The organism is Bacillus sp. FSL M7-0558, assembly GCF_038003245.1.
Classification (GTDB): Bacteria; Bacillota; Bacilli; order Bacillales; family Bacillaceae; genus Bacillus; species Bacillus pumilus.
The window spans coordinates 1,616,522-1,633,788 of record NZ_JBBOOU010000001.1 but is presented as its reverse complement, the minus strand read 5'-3'; the positions used below and the strand labels follow the sequence as shown (position 1 = coordinate 1,633,788).

13 protein-coding genes are annotated in these 17,267 nt (G+C 41.8%); all 13 read right to left on the bottom strand.

The features are described from left to right. Positions 1 to 21: 21 nt before the first annotated feature. Positions 22 to 1,872 carry a glycoside hydrolase family 9 protein gene (locus MHB79_RS08125; RefSeq protein ID WP_251191345.1) on the bottom strand — a complete coding sequence of 617 codons (1,851 nt, stop codon included), beginning with the start codon at positions 1,870 to 1,872 and terminating at the stop codon, positions 22 to 24. Between the two features lie 421 nt (positions 1,873 to 2,293). Beyond that, positions 2,294 to 6,547, bottom strand: a complete 4,254-nt coding sequence (locus MHB79_RS08120; protein ID WP_233421743.1) for a PolC-type DNA polymerase III — start codon at positions 6,545 to 6,547, stop codon at positions 2,294 to 2,296. Between the two features lie 135 nt (positions 6,548 to 6,682). After that, positions 6,683 to 8,380 carry a proline--tRNA ligase gene (locus tag MHB79_RS08115; protein ID WP_050945032.1) on the bottom strand — a complete coding sequence of 566 codons (1,698 nt, stop codon included), beginning with the start codon at positions 8,378 to 8,380 and terminating at the stop codon, positions 6,683 to 6,685. Positions 8,381 to 8,459: 79 nt separating this feature from the next. Further along, a complete protein-coding gene (gene rseP, locus MHB79_RS08110) occupies positions 8,460 to 9,725 on the bottom strand; it encodes an RIP metalloprotease RseP (protein ID WP_106055909.1) in 1,266 nt (421 codons plus the stop codon). Positions 9,726 to 9,731: 6 nt separating this feature from the next. Then, on the bottom strand, positions 9,732 to 10,883 hold the full coding sequence (dxr, locus tag MHB79_RS08105) for a 1-deoxy-D-xylulose-5-phosphate reductoisomerase (protein ID WP_340989452.1): 1,152 nt from the start codon (positions 10,881 to 10,883) through the stop codon (positions 9,732 to 9,734). Between the two features lie 39 nt (positions 10,884 to 10,922). Then, complete coding sequence (locus MHB79_RS08100) at positions 10,923 to 11,717, bottom strand: phosphatidate cytidylyltransferase (protein ID WP_044141895.1); 795 nt, start codon at positions 11,715 to 11,717, stop codon at positions 10,923 to 10,925. Between the two features lie 12 nt (positions 11,718 to 11,729). Continuing rightward, a complete protein-coding gene (locus MHB79_RS08095; protein ID WP_003212321.1) occupies positions 11,730 to 12,512 on the bottom strand; it encodes an isoprenyl transferase in 783 nt (260 codons plus the stop codon). A gap of 129 nt (positions 12,513 to 12,641) precedes the next feature. After that, positions 12,642 to 13,199, bottom strand: a complete 558-nt coding sequence (gene frr, locus MHB79_RS08090; protein ID WP_003212469.1) for a ribosome recycling factor — start codon at positions 13,197 to 13,199, stop codon at positions 12,642 to 12,644. Between the two features lies 1 nt (position 13,200). Beyond that, positions 13,201 to 13,923, bottom strand: coding sequence for a UMP kinase (gene pyrH / locus MHB79_RS08085; protein WP_003210919.1), 723 nt, complete (start codon positions 13,921 to 13,923; stop codon positions 13,201 to 13,203). 134 nt (positions 13,924 to 14,057) lie between these two features. Next, a complete protein-coding gene (gene tsf / locus MHB79_RS08080) occupies positions 14,058 to 14,939 on the bottom strand; it encodes a translation elongation factor Ts (RefSeq protein ID WP_003211584.1) in 882 nt (293 codons plus the stop codon). Between the two features lie 91 nt (positions 14,940 to 15,030). Next, positions 15,031 to 15,765, bottom strand: coding sequence for a 30S ribosomal protein S2 (gene rpsB / locus MHB79_RS08075; protein ID WP_003212093.1), 735 nt, complete (start codon positions 15,763 to 15,765; stop codon positions 15,031 to 15,033). A 155-nt stretch (positions 15,766 to 15,920) separates the two neighbouring features. Further along, positions 15,921 to 16,460 carry a Swarming motility protein SwrB gene (locus MHB79_RS08070; protein WP_340989451.1) on the bottom strand — a complete coding sequence of 180 codons (540 nt, stop codon included), beginning with the start codon at positions 16,458 to 16,460 and terminating at the stop codon, positions 15,921 to 15,923. A 21-nt stretch (positions 16,461 to 16,481) separates the two neighbouring features. After that, a complete protein-coding gene (locus MHB79_RS08065; protein WP_012009976.1) occupies positions 16,482 to 17,249 on the bottom strand; it encodes a FliA/WhiG family RNA polymerase sigma factor in 768 nt (255 codons plus the stop codon). Positions 17,250 to 17,267 lie beyond the last annotated feature (18 nt).

Here is a 17,267-nt window from a genome sequence, read left to right as displayed (position 1 = left end):
CCTTTCAAAAAATCTTGATTTTTATTTGTCTGGAAGTGTACCAAATACTAAAGCACCATCATCAAAAACAGGAATTCTCGGTGTTTTTTGCATATTGGATGTTAAGCCTTGAAAGGAATAATCATTTGAGGCATCCCATATATTCGACCCATTTGGTGCAGATAATCGAAATTGTATTTCCTTCTTATGCTCTGATTCTCCTCCAGGAAAAATCGCTACGCCCGTAAAATCAATTTCTGCATAATACACGTGAGCTGATGCGTCATATACCTTGAGCGGAGATAAGGAAGCGCCTTCATTGTAGGCGGCTGTCACTTGAATATCTTTTTCAGTGAATCCCTTTGCAAAGACCTCACTCAGATTGACGTAATATCTAAAGGAGAGCGTTTGACTACGTCTAGCCGGCCATCCGGACCGGTTGTATAGAACCGCCTTTACTTGAGTAGATGTTGCATCGTTATTCATCACTGCTGCCTCTACAAAAAACTCATCCTCTGGTTGTTCTTGAGGCGGGAAATTGGGCAGCTTTGATTGCCCTTTTCCAAACAGCTGCACCATTTTGGCTATATTTCCTGTAAAAGCGGCATTATAGTCCGTCGCCACCTCGTTTGATACATAATCAGAGATGTCATCGTCATATTGATCCTGTGCATTTGGTCCGCCAACGAGCGCCCCATAAAGAGTGTGACGATGATTCGAAGGATTTGTCAGCTGATTAGACCATGAACCGTGTGCAGTTCGGTGGTGTGGATGCTTCGGCGGGTTCTGGCCAAACCCAACGACATAGCTTCTATTAAGCGGATTATCACCAAGCATATAGTGAGTTTGGTTGATCGCAAACGTTTGGTATCGATTCTTTTTTTCTTCATCTGACACCCAATCAGCGTAAACAAAGGCTAAAAATGCTGCATTTGCTGTATAACGAAGCGAGCCCCATTGATCAAGCCATGCCAAACCGCCAGGCGTATAAGTGATTCTTTCGACTTTTCCATTTTGAACAAAACCTGTGGTCCAGTAATCAAGATTACGCTCTGTCGATTCTATAAATCGATTCTCTTTCGTGATTCTGGCGAGTAAGATTTGCGAAGCAAAAAAAGTATTGTCCCAGGACATGGTAAACGTATAATCCCAATCCTTCGGCCATTCCTCTACTGCTTTTAATGCTTGATTTAAATAGGTTTCTTCATTTGTTGCCAAGTACAGCCAGATTCCGCCCCAAATGAGTTCATCAATATAGCCGCTCCATGAGTTGTAAAACGGCTGAGCGTTTGTGACACAATCTGTATACTCGCCGCGATACCTGTCCGCAAATGCATACAGCTGTTTCGCGTGCGTCAGAAGCTTTGCTGCATAAGGGGCATCTGTCTCTTTAAAAATGATAGAGCCCGCTGCTAAAGCTGCCGCAGTTTGTGCGGCCACTTCTGTTCCTGGACAATTTTCATCAATTTTAAAAGCTGGCCGGCTCATCGGCATCACTTCTGCCGGTCCCCACCAAGCATGATCAGCGTTCCCATCACCTACCTGCGCCCAAAACTCGTTCGGACCTGTATGAGCTTTCAAAAAATAATCTGTTGCCCACCTGATTTGATCGAGGATGTCATCAAGCAGTTCTGCCTCTTCATAGGCTTCTCGGTATTCATATACTGTCCATGCAAGCACAGCTGCTGAGTACGCCATTGGAAGTCCAAATTTCACATGATCACCTGCGTCATACCAGCCGCCAGTTAAGTCATGCCCTACATCCTTCCCGTCCTCTAGTCCAGAATCTCCCCGCCAGTTGAGACGGCTGCTTTTAGGCAGTTTTCCAGACCGCTGCGCTTCATAAAACAACAAGGATTTTTGAAGAACCTCTACATAGTTATACGATGCCATTTCTGTATGACTCACCCCTTCTATTTAGTCAAACATGAATAGACAAGCCACCTCCTTTGATTCAGAACGTGATTTGAACAGCTTTGAAAAGAATCAAATATGTTTCAAAAATAAGCATAGTAAACAGCAATCAGCTTTGCGCTCATCGAAGTTTTTTTCTCTTGATTCTTTCTGTGACTGTACCCAGAATGATCATATGTCGATTGAGAACATTTCAGACGGCGAAATTCTCTTTTTTGCTCTATTTGGGTAGAAAGAATGACATACAATCTCTTCTTTTAAAACATCACGCTAAATCAAGGTATATGAATGAATTAGAAAATGATTCCATTTGGTGGAAATTCTTTATTAGTTAACATAATAATATTATTGTATATATAAAAAAGAAACGCCCCTTTAAGGGCGCTCTTCATTGATCGCATTAAAACAAAGAAAGCTGGTTTTGATCAGGAAGTGCTTCTAAGCAGCCTTGACGATCTAAATATTCTAGAATCGTTTTCGACACTTTTCCGCGTTTTTGTAAATCCTCTTTTGAAAGGAATTCCCCATCTTGACGTGCGCGAACAATATTTAACGCAACGTTCGTTCCGAGTCCAGGGATTGAGTTGAATGGCGGAATTAATCCATCTCCATCAATGATAAACTCTGTTGCACTTGATCGATAGAGATCCACTTTTTTGAAATGGTAGCCTCTTTCACACATTTCAAGGGCAAGCTCTAGTACAGTTAATAGGTTCTTTTCTTTCGGTGAAGCATCTAAACCTTTTGAGTTAATATCGTCCATGACCGCTCGAATCGCATTCGATCCTTTTGTCATTGTTTCAATATCAAAGTCATCTGCACGAACGGTAAAATAAGCCGCATAGTATAAAAGTGCATGATGCACCTTAAAGTAGGCAATCCGTACAGCCATTAATACGTAAGCAGCTGCGTGGGCCTTAGGGAACATGTATTTGATCTTTTTACAAGAATCAATATACCAGTTCGGTACATTATTATTCTTCATTTCTTCTTCCCATTCAGGGGGAAGTCCTTTTCCTTTACGAACAGACTCCATGATTTTAAAGGCAAGTGACGGCTCTAAGCCCTGATAGATGAGATAGACCATAATATCGTCACGGCACCCAATCACTTCACTTAGTTCACACGTTTTATTGTGAATGAGCTCTTGCGCGTTCCCTAGCCATACATCCGTCCCGTGTGATAATCCAGAGATCTGAACAAGCTCTGAGAAGGTTGTTGGTTTTGTATCCTCAAGCATTTGCCGAACAAACCTTGTCCCAAACTCTGGAATACCGAGTGTACCTGTTTTACAGCCAATTTGCTCCTCTGTTACACCAAGAGGCTCTGTTCCTTGGAAAATTTTCATCACTTCTGGATCATCTGTTGGAATCGTCTTTGGATCAATTCCGCTTAAATCTTGAAGCATACGAATAACCGTAGGATCATCGTGCCCTAATATATCAAGTTTGAGCAAGTTGTCATGGATTGAGTGGAAATCAAAATGCGTCGTTTTCCAATCAGAACCTGTCGCATCTGCTGGAAATTGAATAGGTGAGAAATCGTAAATGTCCATATAATCCGGCACTACAATAATACCGCCTGGATGCTGGCCCGTTGTCCGTTTTACCCCTGTACAGCCTTGTACAAGCCGGTCGATTTCTGCGCCCCTCATATGAAGATTATGATCTCCAGCGTAGCCTTTCACGTAACCATATGCTGTTTTTTCTGCAACAGTACCAATCGTACCTGCTCGGTATACATACTCTTCACCGAACAGCTCTTTCGTATAGTTATGGGCAATCGGCTGATATTCACCTGAGAAGTTCAAGTCGATATCAGGGACTTTGTCTCCTTTAAAACCTAAGAACGTTTCAAACGGAATATCATGCCCGTCTTTTTTGTACGGCGTGCCACATTCCGGGCAGTCCTTGTCAGGAAGGTCAAAGCCTGAACCAACAGATCCGTCGTTAAAGAACTCGGAATGCTTACAGCTTGGACATACATAATGCGGCGCAAGCGGGTTCACTTCGGTAATCTCTGTTAAAGTTGCAACAAGAGATGAGCCGACAGATCCCCTTGAACCAACAAGATATCCGTCATCAAGTGATTTCTTTACAAGCTTATGAGAGATTAAGTAAATAACGGCGAATCCATGCCCGATAATACTTTTTAATTCTTTCTCAATACGGTCTTCTACGATTTTCGGCAAATCATCTCCATAGATGCTGCGCGCCATTTGATAGCTCATTTCCCGTACTTCTTCATCTGCACCTTCAATTTTTGGTGTGTATAGGTCATCTTTGATTGGTTTAATGCTTTCGACCATCTCAGAGACTTTTTTCGTATTCGTCACGACGATCTCTTTCGCTTTTTCCTCTCCTAGAAAGGAGAATGCTTCAAGCATTTCATCTGTCGTTCTAAAATGAACTTTTGGCAGTTCATGACGATTCAGCGGATTTGCTCCACCTTGTGATGAAATTAAGATTTTACGATAAATTTTGTCTTCTGGATGCAGATAATGCACATTTCCGGTTGCTACGACTGGTTTATTCAGCTTTTCGCCAAGCTTCACAATGTTTGTGATGATTTCTTTTAACGCACGTTCATCTCGAACAAGCTCCAGCTGCAGCAGATGCTGATACACTTCTGGCGGATGAACTTCTAAATAGTCATAAAATGCTGCAATGTCTTCCACCTCATCAGGTGATTTTTGCATCATCCCTTCAAACACTTCACCCTTATCACAGGCAGACCCAATAATTAAACCTTCTCGATATTTCTCAAGCTGTGAGCGCGGAATGCGCGGCACTCGGTAGAAATAATGAATATGAGAAAGAGAAACAAGCTTGAATAAATTTTTCAGCCCTGTCTCATTTTGTGCGATCAGAATGGCATGGTAAGGACGTGAGCGCTGGTAAGCATTAGACTGACCCATGTTTTCATTCAATTGATCGTGATAGGCAATATCCTTTTCAGCCGCATCTTTTAGCATTTTCAGCATGAGGTAGCCTGTCGCCTCTGCATCGTAAATGGCCCGGTGATGCTGCGTCAGTTCTATATCGAACTTTTTACAAAGTGTGTTCAGCCGGTGATTCTTAAATTCAGGGTAAAGGAATCGGCCAAGTTCCAGTGTATCAATCACAGGGTTTGACGCTTTATCTGTTTTTAACAGGCGTTTGTACGCTGTATTTAAAAAGCCCATATCAAAGCTTGCATTGTGCGCAACAAGGATATCTTGTCCAATCCATTCTTTGAAATCCCGTACGACATCGACGACATCTGGAGCATCTCTGACCATATCATCCGTGATACCTGTTAATTCGATCGTTGTCGCTGATAGTGGGTGATGAGGATTTGCAAATGCCTCAAAACGGTCAATGATTTCTCCGCCCTTTATTTTCACTGCTGCCAGCTCAATAATCGTGTCATACACAGCTGAAAGTCCAGTTGTCTCTACGTCAAATACAACATATGTTGCATCCTCTAACAAACGGTGCTCTGGATTATAGGCAATAGGTACTCCGTCGTCAACCAAGTTGATTTCCACACCATACATCATTTTGATGTCATGCTTTTTACTTGCTGCATACGCATCTGGGAAGGATTGTACAACCGCATGATCCGTCAGAGCAATCGCTTCATGTCCCCATTTTTTTGCTTGTTCCACCAACTTGCCGATGCCAGTAACAGCATCCATTTGACTCATTGGGGAATGCAAATGAAGCTCGACACGCTTTTCACCCTCAGGTGCCGTATCCTCTTTCAGCTGAGGTTTCATTTCATTGACGTCATTGGCAATCATGACAAGGTCTCTAACAAACGTATCGTTTTGAATGCTTCCTCTTGCTTTGACCCACATGCCTTTTTTCAATGATTTCATCAGCTGGGCATCTTCTTTTTCTCTTGCAAACATTTTAATTAAAATACTGTTTGTATAATCTGTAATTTTAAAGATACAAAGCGTTCTGCCGCTTTTCAGCTCACGCGTTTCTGCATCGAATACATAGCCCTGAACGGTGATTCTTCTTTCCTCATCCATAATACTATCAAGCGTACGAATTTCTTCATTGTCTTTAATTTGATAGCCAATCATGAGTGGGCCAGACGGACCTTCTTCCTGCTCCTCACTTTCCTTCTTCTCCATCTCAGTGAGGGCTTGCATCGCTCTTTCTTGATCTTCAGCAAGCTTTTGTTCTCTGAACTTCTGAATCTCTTGATCTGATACAAAAATTTCTGTATCAAATTGCAATTCTGGAAAGCCTACTTGTTTAAAAGCAGCCTGGAGCATTGGACTGTACTTCTTCTTGATGGCCAAAGCCTCTGTTTCGCTTTTCGTTTTGATGATGATTTTATGTCCAGACAGCGATGGTTTTTGCTGCTGAAGCAAGCTGATAATTGGAGGAGAAATTCCTTGAAGCTCTTCCACACAATGTGACCAATACGATTGAACGAGCTCTTCAGAGATGCTCGAATCATTGACTTCAATCGTGCAAGTGACTTGTGCAATATGAGAAAATGCATTTGTCAGCCTGCTGAGAAACATGGCATATACCTTGTAAGGCAAAAGCGCCTTAAATTTAAAAAGGAAATGCCACGTTTTCGCCGCCTTATGCACCGTCAATTTGACGATTTCTCCTTCTTCAAAGTAACGACTGAGGTCATCATCTGTCATTTGAATCTGATTGAGTAATATATGAAATTGCCGCCGTGTGATCGGTAATTGTTCATCCAAGACAGGACCCTCCTTTTGTCAATCAGAAAGGTACCTCTTTTCTACAGGAGGTACCTTCATTTTTTTGTTCGTTTTTTATGCTTGGCGTATAAATGAAATCAGCTCATCAACAGATACTTCGTGTGATTCCCCTGATTTTCTAAACTTCACTTCAACAATGCCTTCTTCTGAACGTTTTCCGCAGCTAATGCGAATTGGCAGTCCAATTAAATCACTGTCTGCAAATTTCACGCCTGCTCGCTCCTGACGGTCATCGAAAAGTACGTCAAAGCCCTCATCTTCTAAGCGCTCGTATAACGTTTCAGCTAGCTCTTTTTGAGCATCGTTTTTCATATTTAATGCAAGGAGATGAAGGTCATATGGCGCAACAGCTTCCGGCCAAATGATTCCTTTCTCATCGTGATGCTGTTCAACAATCGCTGAAAGCGTTCTAGAGATACCGATACCATAGCAGCCCATAATCATTGGCTGCGCTCGACCATTCTCATCAAGGTACGTCGCATCCATTGACTCAGAATAACGAGTGCCTAGTTTAAAGACTTGTCCTACTTCAATCCCTTTAGCAAACTGGATTGTGCCTTCTCCATCTGGAGAAACGTCGCCTTCTTGAATCAAACGGAGATCTGTGAATTCTTTCACTGACACATCACGCGCAGGATTGACATTGATATAGTGATAATCCGCTTCGTTTGCACCTGCAACAGCATTTGTCATGCCTTTAACCGCAAGGTCTGCATAAATATCGACTTCTGCTTCCAGCTTCACTGGACCAACAAATCCAGGCTCTGTTCCAATGACTTCTAGTACTTCTTCGCGAGTAGCAAGCTCTACAAGCTGTGCTCCTACCAAGTTTTTCACTTTCACATCATTTACTTCATGGTCGCCTCTCGTCAGGATGAGAACATACGCATCATCTGCTTTAAACAAAACAGACTTGATACAAAGAGAAGGATCAACTTCTAAAAATCCAGCGATGTCTTGAATCGTTTTTGCTTGCGGTGTATGGACTTTTTCAAGTTCTTTGAAGTCCGCAGGATTTGCTTCTTCTCCTTGATATACAGCTTCAGCCATTTCAATGTTCGCAGCATAGGAAGATGTATCAGAGTATGCGATTGTATCTTCTCCTACTTCTGACAGTGCCATAAACTCATGTGTATCTTTTCCTCCCATTGCACCAGAATCTGCAATAACTGGTCTAAAATTAAGACCTACTTTTGAGAATACATTGGAGTATGCTGTAAACATCTTGTTGTAAGTGTCATCAAGGCTTTCTGGTGAAGAATGGAATGAGTACGCATCCTTCATAATAAATTCACGTCCCCGCAGTAGCCCAAAACGCGGTCTCTGTTCGTCGCGGAATTTTGATTGAATTTGATAAAGAGTTAAAGGAAGCTTCTTATACGATTTCACTTCGCTGCGTACGAGTGATGTAATCACTTCTTCGTGCGTTGGGCCAAGTGCAAACTCACGGCCATGACGATCTTTCATACGCATCAATTCTGGACCGTATGTATACCATCTTCCTGACTCTTGCCACATTTCTGCCTGCTGCAGCACTGGCATTAACAGCTCAGCTGCTCCCGCCTTTTCCATCTCCTTGCGAACGATGGATTGAATATGCTGGATGACTTTATGAGCAAGCGGCAGATAATGATAGATTCCGCTTGTGTTTTGTCTAATGAACCCAGCTCTTACTAAGAGCTGGTGACTTTTTGCCTCAGCATCTGCTGGCACCTCTCGAAGAGTTGGTATGAAAGTCAGGGATTGTCTCATGTCGTTACACCTCATTTATGAAATAGGACTTCTCACAAAAACTCTTGTTTCCCGTAATGAGAAACAAGAGACATTGGTTTTATAAAAATAATCGCTGGATGTCATTCCACGTAACCACTAGCATTAACAGCATGAGGAATGCAACACCGATAAAGACAACAAGTGCTTCTTTCTCACGATTAATTGGTTTACCGCGAATGGCTTCAACAAACAAGAATAGTAAACGTCCTCCGTCTAGTGCAGGAATCGGCAATAAATTCACGATACCTAAGTTAATACTAAGGAACGCCGCAAACTGCATTAATGTTAACACACCTTGCTTAGCTACTTCTCCTGTCATGTCATAGATCCCAACAGGACCTGCTAACATATCTAGTGAAAATTGCCCTGTGACAATCTTTTGTAAGTTCGTTAAAATCAGACCTGCAGTTGAAATCACAGTCGTTCCTGAGGAAGAAATAACCTTCAGAAATCCATTTTCCGTTGGCGGATAAGATCCGAAACGGCCAATGTTTTTTCCGTCTGCTTTCACAGCTTCTGGTACAACCTGCACAGTGCTTTCTTTGCCGTCTCGGTCAATGACGACATTCATTTTTTTCTCAGGGTTCTTTTGAACGGTTTGAACGACGTCTGTCCAAGAATTCATTTTATCCCCGTTAATGGACACGATGTGGTCTCCCTGCATGAGTCCAGCTTCTGCCGCTCGGCCATCTTTCGTCAGCTTGCCGAGTACAGGATCATCAACGGTGACCCCTTGAATAAACCCTAAAGCAACTAATATCACATACGCCAAGATAAAGTTCATAATCGGTCCAGCTGCGATCGCTTTAATACGCTGCCATACCGTTTTTGATCCAAATTGACGATTGTACGGTGCGATTTGAATCTCTTCACCATCTGCAATATAAAAGCTTGTTTGACTTACATTGTAGCCAGTCAAAATATCTTCATTTCCAGCTTCATATCCTGAGATTCTCATGGCATGATCTAAATCAATCTGCTCAACTTCGATGACAAGTGCATCAGGATATTTTTCTTTATCATTTAAAATGATTTTTTCTACTTCATTTTGCTCATTGAATAAGAGCCCCACTGTATGACCTGGTTTAATTTCAATGACTTCAGGGTCCTCTCCTGCCATTTTAACAAATCCGCCAATAGGGAGAAGTCTAATGGTATAAACGGTTTCTTTTCGTTTAAAGGAGAAAATCTTCGGCCCAAAACCAATTGCGAACTCACGGCATAAAATCCCCGCTCGCTGCGCCATAATTAAATGGCCAAGCTCGTGGAAAAAAACGAGCGTTCCAAAAATAATAATAAACGCAATCACTGTATTCACGAACATACCACCTTATGTGAGGATTGATTGAACAAAGTCTCGTGTATCTTTGTCCACTTCATGGATATCTTGCAAACTAGGCGTTGAAATCACATGATGTCTGTTTAGTGCCTTTTCAATCAATTCTTCAATTTGCAGGAATGTTACTTTGCCTTTCAGAAAAGCATCGACTGCCATTTCATTTGCTGCATTGAGCACAGCAGGCATTGTCCCTCCTATTTTACCTGATTCATAAGCAAAATGTAAGCAGCGATACCTGTCAAAATCCGCTTTTTGGAAATTCAATTGTCCAATCTCCCAAAGGTTCAATGATTTTGCTTCTGGTAATGGCGCCCTGTCAGGGTATGTGAGTGCATATTGAATGGGCACTCTCATGTCAGGTGTCCCTAACTGAGCCATGACGCTTTTGTCGTGAAATTCCACCATCGAATGGATAATGCTCTCTTTATGTAACAGCACATCAATTTGTTCATACGGTATATCAAACAACCAATGTGCCTCAATCACCTCGAGCCCTTTATTCATCATCGTCGCTGAATCAATGGTAATTTTCGCTCCCATCGACCAGTTTGGGTGGTTCAGCGCTTCTTCAACCGTAACACCTTCAAGTTCAGTTCGTTTTTTATCTCGGAAACTACCACCTGAGGCTGTCACGATTAAGCGTTCAATGTTTTTAGCTTGTTCACCTTGCAGGCATTGAAAAATAGCGGAATGCTCACTATCGACAGGAAGTAAAGGTACATCATATCTTTTCGCGTACTCTTTTACTATATGACCAGCTGTCACAAGTGTTTCCTTATTTGCGAGTGCAATCGTCTTTTTTTGTTCAATGGCCTTTAATGTTGGAACAAGCCCGACACTTCCGACAAGGGCATTGACCACAACGTCCACTGCATCATAGGTCGCTGCTTCGATGTTGGTTTCATCACCAGCAGCCATTTTGACATCGTATTCAAATGAATGACCTTTTAGCGTGTGATAGGCCTCTTCACTTAAGCAACCGACAAATTCAGGCTGAAACTGTTCAATGATTGGTATGGCCTTGTCTACATTTCGGCCAAACGTCATGGCTTTTAGCTTAAATTTGTCTGGGTGCTGCCTCATCACATCTAATGTTTGTTCTCCAATTGATCCTGTTGCGCCTAATAGCGAAATATATCTCAAATTGCCACTCCTTCTCTCGTTCAATAAGTTTCTATGAGGTTAGCTGGCAAACGTTGCAAGCAATAAATATAAAAACGGCAGAACGAATAAAAAGCTGTCAAACCTGTCCAAAATCCCGCCATGTCCAGGGAGAATTGTCCCTGAATCCTTCACGTGATAATGACGCTTTAAAGCAGATTCCACAAGGTCGCCAAGCTGTCCAAAGATACTGAGCAAAAGCGTAATAAACATAACGAGCAGATATGATGGCAAAAATCCTGTAACCGCCTGAAACACAAATGACAACACGACCGCTGTGACGATTCCGCCGATAAATCCTTCTACTGTTTTGTTTGGGCTGATCTCTGGCCAGAGCTTTCGTTTCCCCATCGATTTCCCAATAAAATAGGCACCTGAGTCAGTGGACCAAATAATCACTGCTGCGAAGAAGATCGCACTCATGCCATATAAGCCTCTAATTTGAATAAAATAATAGAAACTGACGCCAATATATAATGTCGCTAATATTACAAAAGCAACCTCATCGAATGTGAAAGAGTTTTTACTCAACACTGTATAAGTTAAAAGAATTAAGACTGCAAATAAAGCAATCTGCATTTTTGATGCGTCTACGTTCGGGAAGAAGCTGTTCTCTCCGCCCATTAAAAGCCAAAGTAATATTAAGCTGACAATACCAGGAAAGCTAAAAATCGATATCTTTTTCATTCTTAGAAGCTCAAAGAGAGCGACACTTCCCATTAAGTAAATCAGCAGGGTAAATGGCATCTGTCCATATATAACTGCAAGTAAAAAGACTGCAGCTGCCAAAACACCCGTCAAAATTCTTTGTTTCATCTGCACCACCCTCTAAATTCCACCGAACCTCCGGCCGCGGCGCTGGTATTCTCCGATAGCGCCTATAAGATGCTCATCAGAAAAGTCAGGCCAAAGCACATCCGTAAAGACAAATTCGCTGTACGCAATTTGCCAAAGCATAAAGTTGCTTAATCTAATTTCTCCACTTGTGCGAATAAGCAAATCCGGATCTTGAAGAGATTCTGTCATTAAATAAGCTGAAAACATCTCTTCTGTGATGTCTTCTGCTTGAAGCTTACCTTCTTTGACTTTTTCAGAAATTTGTCTGCATGCGGAGACGATTTCTGTGCGCCCTCCATAGTTGAGCGCAAAATTCAAAATGAGCCCGTCGTTATTCGTCGTACTCTTTACTGCGTTCTCCACCGCTCTTTTCGTATGCTGCGGGAGGCCGTCTGGATCACCTGTTAAGCGAACACGGACATTTTCCTCGATGAGCTCGGGCAGGTAGATGTTTAAAAATTCTTCAGGAAGTTTCATTAAAAAGTCTACTTCTAGTTTTGGACGCTTCCAATTTTCTGTAGAGAAAGCATACAAAGTCAGCACTTTGACATTCAGCTCATTTGCAAGCTTTGTCATGCGCTTGACGACTTTCATTCCTTCATGATGTCCTGCTACCCGCGGAAGAGCACGTTTTTTTGCCCATCTTCCGTTCCCATCCATGATAATGGCGATATGTTCAGGAATTTCTCCATTTAATATGTCTTCTTTTGTCAGACTTTCTAAGTTGGAAGCTGCAGTTTGCTGATTCTTCCAATTTTTGAGTATATTGAGCATGAGATTCCTCCATCACCCAAAAAGGTTGCGTTTCCGCTAATAATATAGTCACCAACAGTATTAACAAAAAAACCCCCTGTAAACATGAAGAGGGTCTTTTCACTATTATCTATTGTACATAGTTTTTTCTTAAACTTCCATGATTTCTTTTTCTTTATCTTTCGTCACGTCATCAATTTTAGCGACATATTCATCTGTCAATTTTTGAACATCCTCTGTTGATGATCTTAATTCATCTTCAGTGATCTCACCATTTTTCTCGAGCTTTTTCAACTCATCGTTTGCATCACGACGAACATTACGAACAGCTACTTTTGCTTCTTCTGAATATTTTCTTACCACTTTCACAAGCTCTTTACGTCTTTCTTCTGTTAGTGCAGGAATCGCAATACGGATCACATTTCCGTCACTTGTTGGCGTGATGCCAAGATCAGACTTTTGGATCGATTTTTCGATATCACCGATAGCTGTTTTATCATAAGGTGTGATAATCAGCATACGTGCTTCTGGCACTGTGATTGACGCGATTTGGTTAAGTGGTGTTTGTGCACCGTAATAATCAACCGTCACTTTATCAAGCAATGAAGCATTTGCTCTGCCCGCACGAACAGTTGCAAGTTCACGTCCGTATGCTTGAACGGCTTTTTCCATTTTTTCTTTCGTTTGGTTCAATACTTCTTTTGACACGTTATTTCCCCCTCACAATCGTTCCAATTGATTCGCCATTTACAGCACGTTTAATATTTCCTTCTTCCATAATAGAGAATACGATTAATGGAATGTCATTGTCCATACATAATGAGGACGCAGTAGAATCCATTACTGCAAGCCCTTCTTTTAGCACATCAAGATATGAAAGCTTGTCATATTTTACTGCATCCGCATCTGTACGAGGATCAGCACTGTAGACACCGTCTACATTATTTTTCGCCATTAAAATGACATCTGCTTCAATTTCTGCTGCACGAAGTGCTGCCGTTGTATCTGTAGAGAAATAAGGGTTACCAGTACCTGCAGCAAAAATTACGACACGTTTCTTCTCAAGATGACGGATCGCTTTTCTTCTTATGTATGGTTCTGCAACCTGTCTCATTTCGATAGAGGTTTGTACCCTAGACTGAATGCCAAGCGTTTCTAGGCTGTCTTGTAGCGCGAGTGAATTCATCACTGTTGCCAGCATGCCCATGTAGTCTGCTGTTGCACGGTCCATTCCTAAGTCACTACCTGTCTTACCGCGCCAAAGGTTTCCTCCGCCTACAACAACTGCAACCTCAACATCTAGCTCTGCAATTTCTTTTACTTGCTTTGCAATTGAATGAATGACAGTTGGGTTAATTCCATTTCCAGCATCACCTGCTAGTGCTTCGCCACTTAGCTTCAGTACAATGCGATTATATTTCGGTTTGCTCATGATAACCTCCAAGTGTAAACTATACCGTCTCTTATTATGCGTAAGAAACTGCCTTTTGTAAATCAATATCCTCTAAAAAATAGGGAACACAGTGCTTGTGCTCCCTAAAAAAGCCCCAGAGAGCTTTTCAAACATTATTTTTTCACTTGGCTCATAACTTCTTCAGCAAAGTTGTCTTGACGCTTCTCGATGCCTTCGCCCACTTCATAGCGAACATAAGTTTGAACACTTGCGTTTTTCGCAGCTACTACTTGTTTCACTTTTTCATCTGGGTTTTTAACGAAAGCTTGGTCAAGTAAGCAAATTTCTTCGAAGAATTTGTTTAGACGGCCTTCTACCATTTTAGCTACGATGTTTTCAGGTTTTCCTTCTTGAAGCGCTTGCTGCGTTAATACTTCGCGCTCACGGTTTGCTTCTTCTTCTGACACTTGGTCACGAGAAATGTATTTAGGGTTTACAGCAGCAACGTGCATTGCGATGTCTCTTGCAAGCTCTTCGTCAGTTGTTCCGTTAAGAACAGCTAACACACCGATGCGTCCGCCCATGTGTAAGTAAGAACCGAATGCTGCGTTATCTTCTTTCGTGATAACAGAGAAACGACGTAGAGTGATTTTCTCTCCGATTTTCGCAATCGCAGATGTGATATGCTCTTCAACTGTTGAACCGTTTTCCATTTTAGAAGCATGAGCTTCTTCAATTGTTGCAGGTTTAGCAGCAAGCAAATGATCAGCAAGTTCGTTAAGAAGTGATTGGAACCCTTCGTTTTTCGAAACGAAATCAGTCTCAGAGTTCACTTCTAGGATCACGCCTGTGTTGCCGTCAGTTTTGATAAGAGTTAATCCTTCTGCAGCAATACGGTCTGCTTTTTTCGCAGCTTTTGCAATTCCTTTTTCTCTTAGAAGATCGATTGCTTTGTCGATGTCACCATCAGTTTCTGTTAACGCTTTTTTACAGTCCATCATACCTGCACCAGTTTTTTGACGCAGTTCTTTAACTAATTGAGCAGTAATAGCCATTTTACATTTCCTCCTTCTATGTTAAAACACGGATTACTAGGTGAAAAAAAGGTGATAAAAGGCATTTCCCTCTTATCACCTTTTGAATAGGTTACGCAGTTGTTGTTTCAGTTTCTGTCGTTTCTTCTACAACAGCTTCTTCTTCGCCTTGTTTAGACTCAAGAATCGCATCTGCCATTTTAGCAGTTAGAAGTTTTACAGCACGGATTGCATCATCGTTTGCAGGGATCACAACATCAATTTCGTCTGGATCACAGTTTGTGTCAACGATACCGATGATTGGGATATTCAATTTACGAGCTTCTGCAACTGCAATACGCTCTTTACGAGGGTCGATAATGAAAAGTGCATCCGGAAGACCTTTCATGTCTTTGATTCCGCCTAGGAATTTTTCAAGACGTTCTAATTCTTTTTTCAGTTGAACGACTTCTTTCTTAGGAAGAACATCGAATGTACCGTTTTCTTGCATTTTTTCAATATCTTTTAAACGTTTGATACGTTTTTGGATTGTTTCAAAGTTTGTTAAAGTTCCACCAAGCCAGCGTTGGTTCACATAGAACATACCAGAACGGATTGCTTCTTCTTTCACTGAATCTTGTGCTTGCTTTTTCGTACCAACGAAAAGGATTTTTCCTCCGTCAGCAGCAAGGTTTTTCGTGAAGTTGTAAGCTTCCTCTACTTTTTTCACCGTTTTTTGAAGATCGATGATGTAGATACCGTTACGTTCTGTAAAGATGTAACGCTTCATTTTTGGGTTCCAGCGGCGCGTTTGGTGACCGAAGTGAACACCAGCTTCTAGCAATTGTTTCATAGAAATAACTGACATGTTGTTGCCTCCTAATATAATGGTTTTTTTTCCTCCGCTCAAGTCATGTTCACATAAAACTGCGCCACGGCAGCACCTTCATATGAATCATTAAGCGTGTGTATTTAACACCAAGAAATAATATAACACATGATGGACTGACAATCAAGAATCCTTTACAGCTTTCCGCTAAATTTTAATAAAAGCTCGATTTCTGTCTTGCCCGTTTTCAGTTCTTTCGCTATTTCTTCTAGCGAATGCCCTTGGTCATATAAGGTCTTCACTTGGTCCTCGAATGTTTCTTCTACTTCACTTTCAGAAGACGCAGAAGCGTCTGATTCAAGATGTGGAACGGGTTCGTTTACCTTCTCTTCCTGCACTTCGACTTCGCTAAGGAGAGCCGACAAGTGCTCTGGTACTGGATCTTCACTTTCTACCGATTGCTGGGATTCAATTGGTGTTTGTGGCTGCTTTGGTGTCTGAAAATCTGTTTTCAGCTCTTCAGCAGAAAAATCAGGGGAAGCGGCTGCCACTTTTGATAGTTTGTCATTCTCTTCTTTGACTTCCATCAAAAATGCAGCCAGGGTATTTTCCGTTTCTTCTAGAAGTTCTCGATGCTTTTGTTCAGTTGCCTTCAGCGAATTCATTCTCGTATATAAAATGATCACAAAATAAATAAGTGCAGCATGAAGCATGAAGCTAATCAGCCATAACATATTTTTTCACTCACTAACTCTTTAAGATTGAATGGCTTTATCAAGCAGATGCTTAAGCTTGAACAATGCCTTTGAATGAATTTGCGAAATGCGTGAGGTCGATAAATTGAGCACGTGACCGATTTCCGTTAACGTCAGTTCCTCTTTATAGAAAAGACTGATCACGAGCTTTTCTTTTTCAGATAGCTCGGTCATTTTTTCAGCAAGCTGTTCTATTAATTCATCTTTCAGCATCTTCTCTTCAGGTGTCACAGTTTTCTCGTCGCGAATCATGACTTGGACGTTTTCACCGTCTTCTTGATCATGCAGCTTCTCGTCGATTGAAAGCAGATTTGCAAAGAAACCTTCATTCATTGTTGTGACAACATCCTGTTCACTCATGCCAAGTTCCTCTGCCACTTCTGTCGGCGTCACATTTCGTAAATAGCGTTGTTCAAGCTTTTCAATAGCCGCTTCTACTTTTTTTGTTTTTTCTCTTGATGTACGAGGCAGCCAGTCCTCTTTACGAAGACCGTCGATGATGGCCCCGCGGATTCTGAAGGATGCATATGTATCAAACTTCAGATCTCTTCCAGGGTCGAATTTTTCAAGGGCATCATATAAACCGAGCATCCCTAGACTGATCAAGTCTTCTTTATGCACTGACTTCGGGAGACCGATGGAAATTCTTCCAACATGATATGTGACGAGCGGCATATAGCGGCGCATAAGATCATCTCCAGCAGCTGGGTCCTTCCACTCTTTCCATCTAGCCCATAGCGCCTGATCTTCGTAATTTAAGGATTGCATCTTTCTCCCCCTATACTT